This is a genomic window from Bacillus sp. ISL-18 (assembly GCF_018613415.1).
In the GTDB taxonomy this organism is placed as follows: domain Bacteria; phylum Bacillota; class Bacilli; order Bacillales; family Cytobacillaceae; genus Neobacillus.
The window spans coordinates 141,969-157,475 of sequence record NZ_JAGGQG010000004.1; the positions used below are offsets into that span (position 1 = coordinate 141,969).

Consider the following 15,507-nt stretch of genomic DNA (forward strand, 5'->3'; position numbering starts at 1 on the left):
GGGAAAGAGCCCTTCCATTTTAATTTTCTAGACATATGTTATTAATGAATAAGTTTATAAAGGAGGTCTATTCAATGTTTGGTTATGGTGGTTTTGGTGGATATGGTGGCTGTGGCTACGGTGGTTTTGGATATGGCGGAGGTTTCGCTTTGATCGTCGTATTATTCATCTTGTTAATTATCGTAGGAGCAGTAATCTGTTTCTAAGATCTATGTAAAAAGCCCTTGAAAAAGGGCTTTTTTCATTGGAGACTTTCCTTTTATAGGTTGAAGTCTACGCCTTGAATATGGTTTTGGCTGGCTACACTTTAGAGTATGCAGTAGATGATTTAAATCCCCAAGGGGTTAAGCCTTATTTTATTTTAATGTAAATCAGCTCTTGTCCATTCATCTTTACTTCTTAAACATATGCTATTACTACACCAAACAAACATATTGTTTCTTCCCCCCGAAAACGTCTGCCAAGCAGGCGTTTTTAACATTTAGGCAAATTCCTGATTTTGTCCTACCTAAGGACATTTGTCCAAACCATCTTTGCCTTCAAAAAATATACTAAAGTGAAATCAGATATCCGAAATGATTGGTGGTGAAAATAATGGGCTGGTTCGGAGGATACGGCTTTGGCGGCTACGGTGGCTACGGCTACGGCGGTTACGGTTACGGCGGCAGCACTTTCGTGTTAATCGTTGTATTGTTTATTCTTCTTATTATTGTCGGTGCATCATTCTATTAATCCTGGTTAGAAACACGGGTAAACACAGGGACGGTTCTCCTGCTTCAGAAGCAAGAGAACCGTCCCTGTGATTTTTCCAGCTACAAACCGATGCTCCCCACCTCACTAAAATTTAGCTGAGTGTGGATCAATTCCCGTTTTGAGGAAAATAGTTTGATTGAATCTTTGGCAATCTGCCAACCTTTTCTAGAGATATCATAGAAAACCGGAACGATATCATTGAGACTGGAACAACAATGACGAGAACTGTTAATGGGGCATAAAAAAGCACCATCACAACCCCAATCCACATCAAGATAATCGCAAAAGTAGTCTTTCCGTCAATAACAGAAAACGTAAACGATTGTTTAACGAGGCCCCATCCCTTAGTTTGATAATGAACCAAAATGGAAAACAATAAAGCACTAGTCATCAGATATAAAATAAAAGCCGTGACTGTTATTACAATAAGTACAACTTTTAAGTTACTTGGAACCAGCAAGAAAAAGTAAGCATCCAATAAAAGCAGCAGCCCAAGGAAGATCCATGGAGTTCCCACCATAAGCCCTTGTTTAAAAAACAACCGATATTCATGGATAAAACTCCGAATGACACTTTCATCCTTATAAAAATGCCACTTTCTAATGACCCCATACATGGCAGCAGTTGAAGGCCCAATGGTCATTACAGGCAGGGAACAGATCACCCATAATAAATTTAAAATGACGATGTTCGTCACAGTTTTCAAGAATACAGAGGTCTTTCCTTCCCAAGGATTCATGGTAAACACCCTTTCTTATTTCCAAGTAGATTCAAGATGATGCAGCTCTACATTTTCTAAAACAACTTCCCCATCCAAAACCTTGAACTCTAAGGTAAATTCGGAATCTAATGGAAAAAATAACTCTGTCATGACACTGCTACCCTGATTGACAAACAGCTCAATGGAAGTCTTATCGAGTATCAATGTAAAATCATTGAACTCTGACACCGGCATCCGATCAACGCTGGCAAAATGCTCAGAAAAAGATACCTGGCCACTTTCCTTGCGATCGATCCGTACTTCTTTTCTTTCGGGATCAAAGACGATGCACAGCTGTTCCTGCTCTCCTCTAAAGGTGATTAAAAACTCGGAAGCCGTACTGTTCATCACATTCGCTTTCGCAAATAATGGGCGGTTATCCAATTCAACTTGATAGGTCTCACTAGACCTTAGAGTGATCGTTTCATTTGATACTGCCACTTTCTTAAATAATGAAAAAAGATCAATAGGGGATTGAATTAAGGTGAACTCCCCATCAACCCGACGCAGGCCCAACTTCCTAGGTATCGACATAGCACTCCTAAACGGCTCAGATGGAACTTGATTGGCATATTGCCAGTTACTCATCCAGCCAATCCAGATCGGTTCAGGATGATTACTCCATGTAACGGAAGCATAAAAATCACGGCCAAAATCAGCCCACTTCACAACCTCAGGACGCACATCACAAATAAACTCCATACCATCAAATTCGCCAACAAAATACTGGACAGCAGACCCTTCATTCGGCCCGCCTGGATTTATACTGACAATCAAGACCCATTTCTTTTGATCTTCACCATCAACCTGCAGCTGGATTAAGTCTGGGCATTCCCACACTCCTCCATGTGCTCCATACTCACGGCCAAATTCAGAGAGAAGCCCCCAGTCAATCAGATTAGGCGATCCATAGAAACGAATGCAATCGCCACTCGCCAAGGACATCACCCATTTTCCTGACTCCTCATGCCAAAACACCTTCGGATCGCGGAAATCCTTTTGCCCTGGATTTGGAATAACCGGATTGCCTTCATACTTAACCCATGTTCTGCCTCGATCATTGGAATAAGCGATACTTTGTTTTTCATTATCCTCCCCGTGGTGCGTAAAAATCGCAACTATCACATCTTCATCTGACGTCTTTAAGCCGCTTGTATTCTGCGCGTCAACGACAGCACTACCTGAAAAAATCTGCCCTAACTCATCGGGATAAAGGGCGATCGGCAGCTCCTCCCAATGCAATAAATCTTTACTTACGGCATGGCCCCAATGCATGGGCCCCCATACCATACTGTAAGGATGATATTGATAAAAAAGATGGTACTCTCCCTTGTAATACACCAAGCCATTCGGGTCATTCATCCAGTTTTCTTTTGGGCTGAAGTGATGCTGGGGCCGATATTGCTCATCATACATGTTGGACACCTCTAGTTATTTTTTCTAATTCCTCCAAAGTGGGTACGACACTGAATCCGCCCTTTATGGTCGTAGAATGGGCAGCAACTCGGTTGGCAAACTGGAGGATATCCGTTAAGTCCTGCTTTGTTAATTCACGGATTGGCTTATTTTTATCTAGATACTGATGCAGCACCGATGCCATGAAGCAATCCCCAGCCCCTGTCGTATCCACAGGCTGTACCGCATGTCCCTCTTCTTCAAGGACATGACCATTACAAACGGCCAACGCACCTTCTTTTCCTTTTGTCATGAATAACAAAGGAATATGGTGGGTTTCGGTAAGTACTTGGGAAGCCATCAAGGTATCTTCTTCATTCGTAATGAACTGTACTTCCTCATCCGAAATCTTCACGATATCTGCCCACTTAAACCCTTCAACCATCCACCTTTTTGCCTCATCTTGGTTATCCCATAATAACGGACGATAATTCGGATCATAGCAGATGATTTTATGGTTTTCTTTTGCCACTCTCAATGCTTCCAAGGTTGCTTCTCGGGACGGATTATGAGTCAAAGAAAGCGAACCGAAGTGAAACAACTTAGCTTCACGAATCAAACTCCCATTTATTTCATCCTTCGTTAACAGCTGGTCCGCCCCAGGATTTCGGATAAAATCAAAGGTTCGATTCTTATTCTCATCCAAAGATACAATCGCAACGGTTGTGGAGGCAGCGGCATCAGTCAATACAGAATCGGCATGGATATTTGCCCCTTTTACTTGTTTCTTCAGAAAAGCTCCAAAAGCATCGTTACCTACCTTTGGGATATAAGCAGTGGTGTGGCCCCACTTGGCTAAACCCGACAATACATTCACCGGCGCACCCCCAACCTTCGCTTCAAGGAAGGGGCTTCAGATGTATAATCGTTATGGGGGATTAAATCTATTAATAATTCCCCCAAGGAAACTATTTCGTACATGCGTTTTTCCTCCTTCATCATCCTTTCACCCCACTAGAAGTGATTCCCTGAACATAATAGCGTTGGAAAAATAGGAATATCAGAATGACTGGAATAGTTGTTAATGTTAGGGCAGCCATGATCTGTCCGTATTGGATGTTATTATCCGTGAATAGATACTGAATCCCAATTTGTACCGTTTGAATAGATTGATCGGTAGCTACAATAAGCGGCCACATAAAGTCACTCCAATGGGTAACAAAGGTTAGAATGGCTGCCGTAGCAAATACAGGTTTCGAATTTGGAACCACAATCTTGATAAAGGTCTGCCAAGGTGTCGCCCCATCGATTTGGGCCGCTTCTTCCAACTCCTTTGGAAAGCCCATGAAAAACTGTCTAAATAGGAAGATATTAAAGGCGCTAGCGATAAACGGAACAATAAGTGCTGGAAATTGATTAATCCATCCCAATTTATTAACAACAATATAAAGAGGAATCAATACGCTCTCAAATGGCACTACATATAAAGCAATAATAATCAATAAAACATAATCACTACCTGGAAATTTCAATTTGACGAGTGCATAGGCACAAATAGAATTAACAATGGTGCCAAGCAGGACAATCATTCCAACCGTGAATAAACTATTTCCCATAAAGTGAAAGAAATTAATATTGTCGGAGAATAGGATTTTTGAATAGTTATCAAAAGTCGTTTGTTTAGGGATAAACGCTTCAAATCCCATATCCTTAAAAATTAACGTTTCCGGTTTAATCGATGCGATTATCATCCAAAGGAGCGGGGAGATAAACAAAAACCCAAGTACAAGAATGCTTATCGTAATACCCGTTTTTCCCAATCGCTTTTTCATACGGTTTGTCATCAGATAGCCACCCCTTTATTGTTTTAGTATTTTTTTAAGAATCATAGATGTAACAAGGACCACTAGGAAAAAGATGACCGCAATTGCTGAAGAATATCCAACATCACGGAACTGGAAACCATTTTCATAAAGCATGAAAACTAACGTTTTAGTCGAATCACTAGGCCCTCCGTTGGTCATGACATACGGCTGGATGAATAAACGAAACGCCTGGATGGTGGTGATAATCAGCACGAATCCAGTAACATGCTGAATAGACGGCAAAGTAACATTTCGAAACTTCTGCCATACATTAGCCCCATCGATTTCAGCTGCTTCGTATAACTCCTCTGGCACATCCTTCAATCCCGCAAGAAAGATCATCATTTGAAATCCGGCAGCCTGCCAAATCGACATAAAGATAATCGAATTCATCGCTTGGTTTGGGCTTAACAAAAACGGCTGGTTTTTGATTCCGAAAAAGTTCAAAGTATGATTGATAAGCCCGTTATCCACGTTGTATAAGAAAGTCCATAAAATCGCCACAACGACCATGGAGGTGACGACGGGGCTAAAGAAAAACACTCGGCCGAGAGAGGCTGCCTTTACCTTTTTATTTACCAGAATGGCCAAGAAAAGCGCTACTCCACATTGAAGCGGGACAACAAGAACGGTAAAGTATAATGTATTTTTCAATGCTGTGAAAAAGATTTTATCTTGAAATAGTCTTATATAATTATCTAAGCCTGTAAACACCTTTTCATCCGGATTTAACATATTGTAGTTCATAAAGCTATACACAAATGCCAAGATCACTGGCAAAATCAAAAATGTAAACAATAAGGCTAAGGCTGGTAGAGAAAACAACACACCCAGCACTTTTTGCTGACGCTTGTACGTCATGTGGCTTTCACGTTTGTACTTGACCGGGCTTTCCCCTTTTCTAACGATTGTTTCCATTTTTCACACCACCTTGTTTGAAAAAAGGCAATCAGATGATTGCCTTTTATCTAGTTTTTATTTTTTTCGCGCAATTTCCTTGTCGACTTCATTCGCTACCTTATCTAACTCTTCTTTTACATTTCCGCCTAGGAAGATGTTTTGGACTGCCTGACCGTACTTTGTTGATAATACAGGGTAAGCAGTTGTTACAGGTCTTGGATGGGCCGTATTTAATACTTGATCCTTTAAGATGTTAAGAGGCGCTTCGTTCCATTCTGTCATTTCTTCAAAGGAAGACATACGTGCCGCCGGCTTATTATCTGCCTTAGCTAGTTTAATCACATTTTCCTTATTCAATAGGAAGTTTAGAAGAGTTGCCGCTTCTTTCTTATGCTTGGTATCCTTTGAAATCCCCCAGTTCCAATCACCTGATGGTGATACTTGTTCGCCATTATTGCTCTTAGGATAATAAGTGATGCCCCACTCCGTTTTCGGATAATCTTGTAGTTTTCTCCATTCCCAAGATCCCATTAACATCATCGCAGCCTTGCCTTCCTCAAATTCAGTAGGTTTAGGCTGTAAGTTGACTAGACCTTCTTTCGTAAACCTTTGAAGATACTTCAATGCTTCCACAGTTTTTGGTCCATTCACATAACCATCCGCTTTTGAACCATCTTTCGCGATAAAGCTTCCGCCATTACTCCAAACCGTTGGGCCTGAGAAGTAGATGATCCATTCACCATAATCGAGTGTCCAGTTGACACCATAAATGCCTTTCTTTTTATCTGTTAACTTTTTAGCAGCTTCATAGAATTGATCCCATGTCCATGCATCTTCCAGCTTGCTAGGGGGTTGGATGCCCGCATCGGCTAGCATTTTTTTGTTATAAAACAAGGCCACAGTTGACTCAGTTGCTCCAACCGTGTATAACTTCCCATTATAAGTACCTTGAGTAATAATCGACTTGACGAAATCATCTTGATTTTCAACTAGACCATCAATTGGCTGGATAATACCAGAGTCCGCATAGTTGGCGACATTCGGGCCATCCATTGCCACTAAATCAGGAAGTGTGTTACTTGTTGCGGCTGCAGAAACCTTATCTTCGTAGGCATATTTATTACCCCTTGGGATAAGAGTTAGTTCCGCTTGAATTTTCCCTTTATATTTCTGATTGAATTGATTAATAATTTCTTTATATGCATCAGATGTGTCTCCCTTTGGATGCCATAAGGTTAATTTGACGACTCCATCGTCACCGCTTGAAGAGCTTTCCTTACTGCCACAAGCGCTTAGAATTCCTAGTAATAAAACAACAGCCATACTAAGTGCTAAAAACTTTTTCACCTAATTTTCCCCCTTTTATCTTGTTCTTCGTCATAAAGCGCTTCCATGTGTATAGAATAAAATAAATGAACCGCTTTCAAAATGCGGTATTCTTCTTATCAATGTTTAAATTTTTACTTTCTCAACAAAAAGAGCCTCTCAAATGTTTGAGAGGTTATTTGAACATTTTCCGGTATTCACTTGGTGTTTGATTCATTTTCTTTTTAAATACCTGAGAGAAATACCGTTGATCGGTATAGCCCACCTTCTCAGCAATTTCATAGGTCTTTAATTCAAGGTTTTCTAATAGCAAGCATGCATAATCTACTCGAACATTGGTCAGATACTCCAGGAAAGTGATCCCAGTTCTTTGTTTAAAAAGGCTGCTAAAATAACTGACACTTAGACCGACTCGCTCGGCCACTTGCTCAATTCCCAAATCCTGCTCAAAACGACTTTTAATATACGCTATCGCATCATCCATTAAGTCCACCGCGTTTTGCTTCGGTTTGTACTCCTGTTTAATCAGTTCGTCTGTAATAACGACACTTTTGGTGAAAGCATCAAACTTAAGCAGTTCCCTCGCATGGTTAACAGACTTTTTAACGTCCGATAGACAATTTACTGGTTCTCCAATAGCAATAATGCATTTTTGGGAAACCAGTTGGAGGATTTGCTGTGCTAAGTCAATAACATATTCTTTTATTGAATCATCAGGCCGTGTTACTACAACCATTACCTCTGCGTCTGACATTCTGTACACATAAAGCTTCTCATGTATTTGTTGAACGATGGCCTCCACGTTTTTTTCAAAGGATTTCAAAGCCATTGCTATATAGGGCTGTTCTTTATTTGGGACCTCGGCGACTGTTTTTTCCTTTGTTATTAATTCATAGATTAGGAACTTTTCATACTCAGATTCATTTTGTTTTTGCTGATCCAATTTGGCAATGGCACGTTCAATACATTCCTGTAATTCATCATAATCGATGGGTTTTAGAATATAGTCGAGGGCATTGTTCTTGATCCCTTCCTTAGCGTATTCAAAATCATCATAGCCGCTGATTAACAGGGTGATGGGCTTATACGGAATCTGCTGAATCTCCTTTAATAAATCAATACCAGTCATCCCGGGCATAGAGATGTCCGTCAAGACGAGGTCAATCCGTTCCTTTTTTAAAACTGCTAATGCTTCATGCCCATTTTGCGCGGTACCTGCAACCATGCAGTTAAGTGCCGGCCAATCAATGATTTGGGTTAGATTCTTTAAAATTAAAGGCTCATCATCCGCTATTAGTACTTTATATACCATGTTTATCCCCTTGAATTGAAAATGATATTCTAATCTTCGTACCACTATTTTCACTAGAACAAATCATTAATCCATAATTTTTGCCGTAATAGAGTTCCAGCCGTTCCTGAACGTTACGGATGCCATGTCCACCACTTTTCGGTTTTTCTGAACGATCGAAATTCAACCACATGTGAGGATCCATCCCCTTACCGTTATCCTCAATGAGGAATTGGCCGTGTCCGTTGGCAATCGTCCCGCTAATTTGGATGCGGCCTGTATGACTTTGATCAAAAGCATGGATTAAAATATTCTCGACTAAAGGTTGAAGGATCAGTTTTAAGACCGGCTGGTTTTCTAATGCTTTTTCAACCTCTACTTCATAGGAAAAACGGTTATCATATCGAATTTTTTGAATCTCTAAATAGCTCATCACGTGACGTATTTCATCTTTGACGGTGACTTCATATCCACCATTGATACTGATACGCAATAATTTGCCTAGATTAATCGTCATTTTACTAATATCCTTTTGACCATTTAAAGAAGCAAGCGCATTGATGGATTCAAGGGTATTATATAAAAAGTGAGGATTGATTTGCTGTTGCAGCACCTTGAATTGTGCCTCCCGCTTCCGTTCCTGTTCCGTTTCCACTTCTCTTAACAACTGTTGAATCCGTGTAATCATGTTATTGAACCCCATGGCTATATTCTCTAATTCTTTGATTTTATAGCGTTTTATCCGAATGCTTAGCGTACCTTTTTCTGCTAGTTTCATATATTTTAATAGCTCCTGAATAAAAAGGGCGATACGTTTCAAATAGAACATATTAAAAAGACCTGCGACGATTAATGCTAAGCCCACAATTAATAGGGTCATATTTCGAATATGAGTAATATCGTTAGAAATATCCTTCCATGGTTCAACTGAAATTATCATGAGGGAAGATGAGCCTGTCCCCCTTTGGAAGCTTGAAGGCATATACGTAATTAAGCTTTTCTTCCCCTTCCACGTATCAATCAGGTAGCCGCTTTTCTTGGATTGAATATCTGAAAAGTGCTCAATGGCAAATGGTTTGCCAATTAAATTTCGATTTAATGAATAGACGATGGTGCCCTGTTGATTGACTAACATCCCATAGGCGGAACCTTCATGCACATCTTTAAAAGTCGAATCAAACAGGTTGATGTTGACATCTAAAATGACATATCCTAAGTTATTTAGCGTATTAATATCCTTAACTACTCTGCCTAATGTGAAGGAAAATCTATTATCTTGCGTAAACGGCTGATGTTCAGAAGGAGTCAACCACACCCCCCTTCCCATTTCCTTAAGAATTTGCCGGTAAAAATTACTGGACCTAAATTTTTGAAAGGTCGGGATTTGAGTGTCCCTTAAATGGGTAGCGCCCCCACCTTCCCTATATAAAATAAAATCAGCAATTTGAGAATTTCCCAGCATCATCCCCGCGACTGCCTGCTGCTTATTATAAAAATCAATCATAGAGGTTGTATCATTTGTACTTAAGTATGACTGAATTTCACCGGATGAAATCACATAATCAGAAAAGGCATCTACCTCTGAAACAGAAGACATTACATTCCGATCAACAGCCTTCAATGTTTGAACGGTTTGATTACTTATCTTTTGTTCTAGTGTGGTGGATGATATTTTATAAGATACAAAGCCTAATACAATAATAGGCAGTAGGATAAAAATCAAAAAGGCGATAATCATTTTTTGTTGAAATCTTAACATGCAGACACCTTTCTTCTATTTTAAATCCTTATAATGATTAAACATGTTTTCAAGATTGATAAGAAAGTCTTCGATATTCTTATCATAGTAGAATTGGGATGAAAATTTTCGGAAATCTGATTCTGCAGCCGTTCCTCCTGACCAATAATGGTTGGGCCAATTTACTGACTTGCCCTCAAGAATTCTTTCGTTTAACATTCTCAACTGTTCTTTATTCACGGTTACTCCTTTAACTGTACTAATGGAGCCCTCATAGTCCGATAATCTTTGGGCAGTTTCTTTTTTAGTCAAAAACGCTAAAAATTCCTTTGCTTCCTTAGGATGCTTCGTGTCAGCGGCGATAGCAAGGCCTATATCCACTCCGCCTAAAACTTTATTTTGTTCAGGCTGATTAGTTGCCGGAAATGGGAATATTCCATATTGAAATTGGGGATTGTATTTTTCTATTTCCGGTAAAACCCATGTCCCCATCACATACATGGTCCCTTCCCCCTTGGCAAATTTCTGGTTCACGGCAAAATAATCGTCTTGAAACGAATTTGGTTGTACAAAAGAAAGGGCCTTGACAGTCTTTTCTGAAATTTCTCTCCATGCTTGATCCTTCAATAAAGAAAATGAGTCCTGACTCCAATATTTAGTATTAATTTCATTAGCCACGAGGTTTAAATTAAATACACTCGTTTTGTCGGCATCTTCATTGGGCATTAACAAAGGGGTTTTTCCTGCAGCTCTTAATTTTTCCATCACCGCAATAAACTCATCCCAGGTTTTAGGGATAGAAAGGTGATATTCTCTAAATTGATCCTTATTATACAATACTCCTACTGCATTTTGCGTTAACGCTACCCCATACATTTTTCCATTTACTAGATAGCGATTTTGTATGTTTGGATTGATATTTTGGATGAATCCATCTTGGGTCAGATCTAATAGATACCCTTTTTCTGCTCTAATCCGATAATCTTGTTCAATCGGATAGGTAATAAAAATATCCGGGATATCCCCTCTCGCAATCCTTGTTTTTAATACTGTCATTCCTCCTGGTACGACTTCTTGTTTGATTACAATTGAGGGATGTTGCTTTTCAAATTCATTGATCAACTCATTAAAAACTCTCTCTGTTTCAAATTTGGGTGACAAAAACTCAAGTTGGACCTTCTCTTTCTTGGCTGTTACTGCTTCTAACTGGCGGCCATCACACGCAGTCATTAAAATGACGATCGTAAAACAGATAAGACGAAAAAGAAACCTCATAGAACCTCCTAATTCCCCAAATGTATTTAGCTTGAAATCCATTAACAACCCTATTTCCATAATACTATAAAATCATCCTATAAAAATCCATCTTAGCCATTAGTTATCAATTACCAAAAATACGCATAGGGACGGTTCTCCTGCTTCCGAAGCAGTAGAACCGTCCCCGTGATTTTTTTTGACACCTTTCCCTATATTATGCTAGTAATCAAACATTTGTTTAAAAACGAGCTCATCCCCGTGATTTCAGGATTTCTCATTCCAGTGGTCTGAAAAAAACGTCGAAAGCTAAGCTGGAAGCAAAAGAACCGTCCCCATGCTTCCTAAAACTCAACCTGAAATGTTTTCACGATTTCAGGAAAGACATTCTTTATGAAGTTATTTATTTGTAGGTTATTCTGCGGGATTTGTGCAACTGAATAGGAATAAACAATATCATTTTCTTCGGCAAGTTTGACTTCGGCTCCAGTGTTTAAGGAGGTCCACTCTTGTTTCTCATACATATGGAAACTAAACAATAAAGGTTTATCAGCTGATTTGTAATATACATTGATTTCGGATAGCCATTTCTGATTATCCGAATAATCGGCTCGTTCAAACGTCACACGATCCAGCCATTCTTTTGGGATCGAAAAATGATAGCCTTCAGAAACATAAATCATGGTGGAAGCAATCGATTTTGAGATCATAATCCCATGACTCTGGAAAAAGGCAGTGTTTAATACGTTTTGAATATCCGAAAAAGACAGATGATATTGAAGCGTCCCCTCAGCAAACGAGGCATATTCATAAGGTGGAAAATACAACATTAAACCATCTTTCGTTAAATAAACCTGTTCTAAATCATCCGAACTGATTTGTTCAAACTCCCCCATTGCATCAAGCGTATGGAAGACATCTTGTTTCACGACGAGGTTGCTAAGGATCTGTTGGGTTTGCGGCGAGCCATTAAATAATTCCTTTGCCTCAACGATTCTGCCATTATCCAAATCAACCAAAATTGGAACGCGCGCCGGCATGCCATGTGCAGCCCCGCTTAGATAAAAATATTGGTCATACACAAAGCTAATCAAGTGGTCATTCTGAAAGGTGATTTTGTAGGTTGAATCAAACGATGACGGCGTACTTGGATCCTCATTCGTCATTTGACTCTCATCGGCCGCGTTGGCCTTTTTCTTTAAAATATCATTAATTTGTGCTTGAGTGTTTTTGTCTTTGATGCCTTCAATTTGCGGATAGGTAATATTGATAATCGGGGAGTCTTTCACAATGGACTCATCATGAATTTTAATGGGTAGGTTGGTGGTTTTCGGTTGATTGCTAGGTTTTACTGATTTGTCAGTCGTACTTCCTGGTTGAGCGTTAGGTTTTTCTGTTTCATCGGCAGGCTTCTCCTGCTGTCCTCCGTTTTTTTCCGGTTGATTGCCTTGTGGTTGTTCTGAAACAGGCTTTTTTTCTTGCATACCGCTGCAGCCTGCAGTGAAAAAAACAACGAGTGCCATTGCTAGTGTCAATTTCAGTTTCATCCGCTCACTCCCTTTAGTTGATCGTCATACATCATTTTCGTTAGGTTCCAGTTTCCAAGAATAGTTGATCATACAATGTTCTACTCAGTTTATGATATGTTATCGGTCCTTGGTTATATCTCTAACTATCTATAAAAATAATATTTTCCACCCTTGATTGGTATTCTTCAACTTAAACCCTAAGCGAATGATAAATGATAGAAACATGATGGAGGTCTCCTAAAGAGGATAAATTTGAACATTCTGTGCCAATAAGATATATACGTTGAACTTTTTGAATGAACCATTACATACGTCACTATTCCTTAAAAATTCTATCGTTACAATGAGTGAATATTAAGGAAGAAATGGGGTTTTTTTATTGAACAATCCACAATTGAAAATAGGACATATGATACCAAAATTTCCAATCATGCAAGGCGGTATGGGTGTAGGAATTTCTTTAAGCGGCCTCGCTTCTGCGGTTGCGAATGATGGGGGAATTGGGATCATCTCCGGAACCGGAATTACCGTTGATGAAATGAGATCTCATATAAGGAAAGCGAAAGCTAGTATTAAGGATTCCGGCTATATTGGAGTAAACGTTCTATTTGCTATGAATGACTTTGCTGAAAAAATGAAAGCAGCCATTGAAGAGAAAGTGGATTTCATCATATCAGGTGCTGGAATTTCAAGAGATATGTATGCTTGGGGCAAGGAAGCCGGCATACCAGTCATTTCGATTGTGTCTTCTGCCAAGCTAGCTAGGTTGTCAGAACGCCTTGGTGCTGCAGCAGTGGTCGTAGAAGGTCATGAGGCAGGCGGGCACCTTGGTACGGATAGACCTTTGTTTGATATTTTGCCTGAAGTAATTGAAGCCGTTCAAATACCTGTTATTGCTGCTGGAGGAATCATGACCGGGGAAGATCTTGCAAGAGCCATACGTTTAGGGGCCTCCGGGGTTCAGATGGGAACTAGATTCGTTGCCAGTGAAGAGTGTGATGCACCATTATCATTTAAAGAAAAATATGTACAGGCTAAACAAGAAGATACCATTTTGCTAAAAACAACGGTTGGTCTTCAGGGGCGTGCCATTAAGAACCAGTTTACGAAACTTATATCTGATGATAAAAGGGTAAAAATTAAGAAGTGCCTGGATTGCCTCAAAAATTGTTCTTATCGCTTTTGTACACTAGATTCTTTAGTAACTTCCATGAATGGTGATTGCGAGAATGGTCTTGTTTTTGCCGGTGCTAGAGTCCATGAAATCAAAGAAATACTTCCAGTTAAAACTATTATCAACAATATTATGAGTGAATATAGAGCTGTTATCTAAAATTGGTCCAATAACAAAAGAGCTGTCCCTTTGATATTGGACAGCCCCTATCATAAAATGCCGTTTATGTAATAACCTGTTGGTGGGCCAAAGGTGTCTAATTACTAGTTAATTTTTAATCCCACCAAAAATACCAAAATGATGAATTCATAAGTGTTCCTGCAAGTGCATTTACTGTCCCTGCACCTTGCCAAACGATATCACCACAAAATCCAAATTGTTCCCAAGCGAGTAATTCCGATTCTTCTTGAGTCTTTGGAGGATTTGAAACATAGAATTCCCATACATCTGGGGTTACTAAAGCAGGAGCAGCTCCATACTTTTCATACCAATATTTGAATACTGCAACTTGCTCTTCTGGCATGGGGCATTCATTAAACCCGCCCATAGGAACCCAAGCAGCTACTTCCCAAGGTTTATCCGTTGGAATCTTTGCGAGAATGACTTTTTTATTAACTGCTTCCTCAATTGATAGAAAATGATTGATCTGTTCCTCTACCACGAACTCGCCTGTTATATCGTAGTGTTCATCTTCTTCCACGACTTCGTTAAGTAGGTTCTTTAACAATTCTTTTACATCAATATCCTTCGCTTTAGCTTTGATTGATTCCCGATTATCGTTCAAGTATTCTTTATTCGATTTGGTGCCAACAACTTCTACCATCATTTCAGAAGGGATAATGACAAGTGGTGTATATCCTTCATTTTTGCCCTCTATAAATGCTTGATGATACCTGGCCATGACACCTTTAACAGTTTTCTCCTCAATAATCGAGCTGTCACAATCCAATCTAGCCATTATCTCATTTATATAATCTTTACTTTCCTTTTTCTTGAATTTATCAAATATACCCACGTTCTTCATCTCCTACAGGTAATGTTGTTGGTAATATTTATAAATTCAATTAAATTGATATTTTTTCCTCTTAGAAATTAGGATAGTAGAAAATTAATGAGAATACGGTTCACAGCACCTATTTAACCGGCCTTTTTTTATAAAAAAATCATTTAAGAATATGGAGCCACTTTTAACGGAGTCTTGTTCATATTTGGTATTTCTTCGGACATCATCGCACTTTTTTGATTTACCCTTGTCTGAAGTTGGCTCGACTTCGGACACATCCTCGCTCTTTTGGCTTTGCCTTGTCTGAAGTTTGTTCGACTTCGGACACCTCCTCGCTCTTTTGGCTCTTTCTTGTCTGAAGTTGGTTCGACTTCGGACACATCCCCGCTCTTTTGGCTTTGTCTTGTCCGATGTAGGCTCGACTTCGGACACCTCCTCGCTCTTTTTGCTTTGTCTTGACCGATGTTGGTTTGACTTCGGACACATCCTCGCTCTTTTTGCTTTGCCTTGTCTGAAGTT

15 protein-coding genes are annotated in these 15,507 nt (G+C 39.6%); 3 read left to right on the top strand and 12 right to left on the bottom strand.

Annotation, left to right across the window (positions count from 1 at the left end; all coding sequences use genetic code 11):
• The first annotated feature begins 74 nt into the window (after window positions 1-74).
• A complete protein-coding gene (locus tag J7E81_RS08225) occupies window positions 75-206 on the top strand; it encodes a YjcZ family sporulation protein (RefSeq protein ID WP_215041677.1) in 132 nt (43 codons plus the stop codon).
• Window positions 207-594: 388 nt separating this feature from the next.
• Complete coding sequence (locus tag J7E81_RS08230) at window positions 595-732, top strand: YjcZ family sporulation protein (protein ID WP_215041678.1); 138 nt, start codon at window positions 595-597, stop codon at window positions 730-732.
• Window positions 733-859: 127 nt separating this feature from the next.
• Here the strand turns inward: J7E81_RS08230 and J7E81_RS08235 are convergent, their stop codons facing one another.
• From J7E81_RS08235 to J7E81_RS08280, 10 genes are all read right to left on the bottom strand, one after another.
• On the bottom strand, window positions 860-1,492 hold the full coding sequence (locus J7E81_RS08235) for a YesL family protein (protein ID WP_215041679.1): 633 nt from the start codon (window positions 1,490-1,492) through the stop codon (window positions 860-862).
• 15 nt (window positions 1,493-1,507) lie between these two features.
• Entirely contained in the window at window positions 1,508-2,929 is a 1,422-nt protein-coding gene (locus J7E81_RS08240) for a glycoside hydrolase family 32 protein (protein WP_215041680.1), read from the bottom strand.
• Window positions 2,922-3,785 carry a carbohydrate kinase family protein gene (locus tag J7E81_RS08245; RefSeq protein ID WP_215041681.1) on the bottom strand — a complete coding sequence of 288 codons (864 nt, stop codon included), beginning with the start codon at window positions 3,783-3,785 and terminating at the stop codon, window positions 2,922-2,924. Before J7E81_RS08245 ends, J7E81_RS08240 begins: the two co-directional genes overlap by 8 nt.
• 121 nt (window positions 3,786-3,906) lie before the next feature.
• Window positions 3,907-4,752: a carbohydrate ABC transporter permease gene (locus J7E81_RS08250; protein WP_251028528.1), complete on the bottom strand. Its 846-nt coding sequence runs from the start codon at window positions 4,750-4,752 to the stop codon at window positions 3,907-3,909.
• Window positions 4,753-4,767: 15 nt separating this feature from the next.
• On the bottom strand, window positions 4,768-5,691 hold the full coding sequence (locus tag J7E81_RS08255) for a carbohydrate ABC transporter permease (RefSeq protein ID WP_235741343.1): 924 nt from the start codon (window positions 5,689-5,691) through the stop codon (window positions 4,768-4,770).
• Window positions 5,692-5,748: 57 nt separating this feature from the next.
• Complete coding sequence (locus tag J7E81_RS08260) at window positions 5,749-7,020, bottom strand: ABC transporter substrate-binding protein (protein ID WP_215041682.1); 1,272 nt, start codon at window positions 7,018-7,020, stop codon at window positions 5,749-5,751.
• A 154-nt stretch (window positions 7,021-7,174) separates the two neighbouring features.
• Window positions 7,175-8,311, bottom strand: a complete 1,137-nt coding sequence (locus J7E81_RS08265; protein WP_215041683.1) for a response regulator — start codon at window positions 8,309-8,311, stop codon at window positions 7,175-7,177.
• Complete coding sequence (locus tag J7E81_RS08270) at window positions 8,301-10,049, bottom strand: cache domain-containing sensor histidine kinase (RefSeq protein ID WP_215041684.1); 1,749 nt, start codon at window positions 10,047-10,049, stop codon at window positions 8,301-8,303. The genes J7E81_RS08265 and J7E81_RS08270 overlap by 11 nt, the downstream gene beginning before the upstream one ends.
• A gap of 15 nt (window positions 10,050-10,064) precedes the next feature.
• Window positions 10,065-11,303 (bottom strand): ABC transporter substrate-binding protein, encoded by a 1,239-nt coding sequence (locus J7E81_RS08275; RefSeq protein WP_215041685.1) that lies wholly within the window; start codon window positions 11,301-11,303, stop codon window positions 10,065-10,067.
• Window positions 11,304-11,626: 323 nt separating this feature from the next.
• Window positions 11,627-12,829, bottom strand: coding sequence for a DUF3298 and DUF4163 domain-containing protein (locus J7E81_RS08280; protein WP_215041686.1), 1,203 nt, complete (start codon window positions 12,827-12,829; stop codon window positions 11,627-11,629).
• A gap of 361 nt (window positions 12,830-13,190) precedes the next feature.
• Between J7E81_RS08280 and J7E81_RS08285 the strand changes: the two genes are divergently transcribed.
• A complete protein-coding gene (locus J7E81_RS08285) occupies window positions 13,191-14,144 on the top strand; it encodes an NAD(P)H-dependent flavin oxidoreductase (protein WP_374104009.1) in 954 nt (317 codons plus the stop codon).
• A 115-nt stretch (window positions 14,145-14,259) separates the two neighbouring features.
• Here J7E81_RS08285 and J7E81_RS30870 read toward each other — a convergent pair whose 3' ends face one another.
• Window positions 14,260-15,000 (bottom strand): DUF4253 domain-containing protein, encoded by a 741-nt coding sequence (locus J7E81_RS30870; RefSeq protein WP_215041687.1) that lies wholly within the window; start codon window positions 14,998-15,000, stop codon window positions 14,260-14,262.
• 152 nt (window positions 15,001-15,152) lie between these two features.
• The coding region (locus J7E81_RS08295) for a hypothetical protein (RefSeq protein ID WP_215041688.1) at window positions 15,153-15,507 on the bottom strand (355 nt) is incomplete at its 5' end.

Bases quoted from the DNA above. Each gene is read 5' to 3' on its own strand.
- J7E81_RS08225 (WP_215041677.1), top strand. From the start codon at position 75: ATGTTTGGTTATGGTGGTTTTGGTGGATATGGTGGCTGTGGCTACGGT.
- J7E81_RS08230 (WP_215041678.1), top strand. From the start codon at position 595: ATGGGCTGGTTCGGAGGATACGGCTTTGGCGGCTACGGTGGCTACGGC.
- J7E81_RS08235 (WP_215041679.1), bottom strand. From the start codon at position 1,492: ATGAATCCTTGGGAAGGAAAGACCTCTGTATTCTTGAAAACTGTGACG.
- J7E81_RS08240 (WP_215041680.1), bottom strand. From the start codon at position 2,929: ATGTATGATGAGCAATATCGGCCCCAGCATCACTTCAGCCCAAAAGAA.
- J7E81_RS08250 (WP_251028528.1), bottom strand. From the start codon at position 4,752: ATGACAAACCGTATGAAAAAGCGATTGGGAAAAACGGGTATTACGATA.
- J7E81_RS08255 (WP_235741343.1), bottom strand. From the start codon at position 5,691: ATGGAAACAATCGTTAGAAAAGGGGAAAGCCCGGTCAAGTACAAACGT.
- J7E81_RS08265 (WP_215041683.1), bottom strand. From the start codon at position 8,311: ATGGTATATAAAGTACTAATAGCGGATGATGAGCCTTTAATTTTAAAG.
- J7E81_RS08270 (WP_215041684.1), bottom strand. From the start codon at position 10,049: ATGTTAAGATTTCAACAAAAAATGATTATCGCCTTTTTGATTTTTATC.
- J7E81_RS08275 (WP_215041685.1), bottom strand. From the start codon at position 11,303: ATGAGGTTTCTTTTTCGTCTTATCTGTTTTACGATCGTCATTTTAATG.
- J7E81_RS08280 (WP_215041686.1), bottom strand. From the start codon at position 12,829: ATGAAACTGAAATTGACACTAGCAATGGCACTCGTTGTTTTTTTCACT.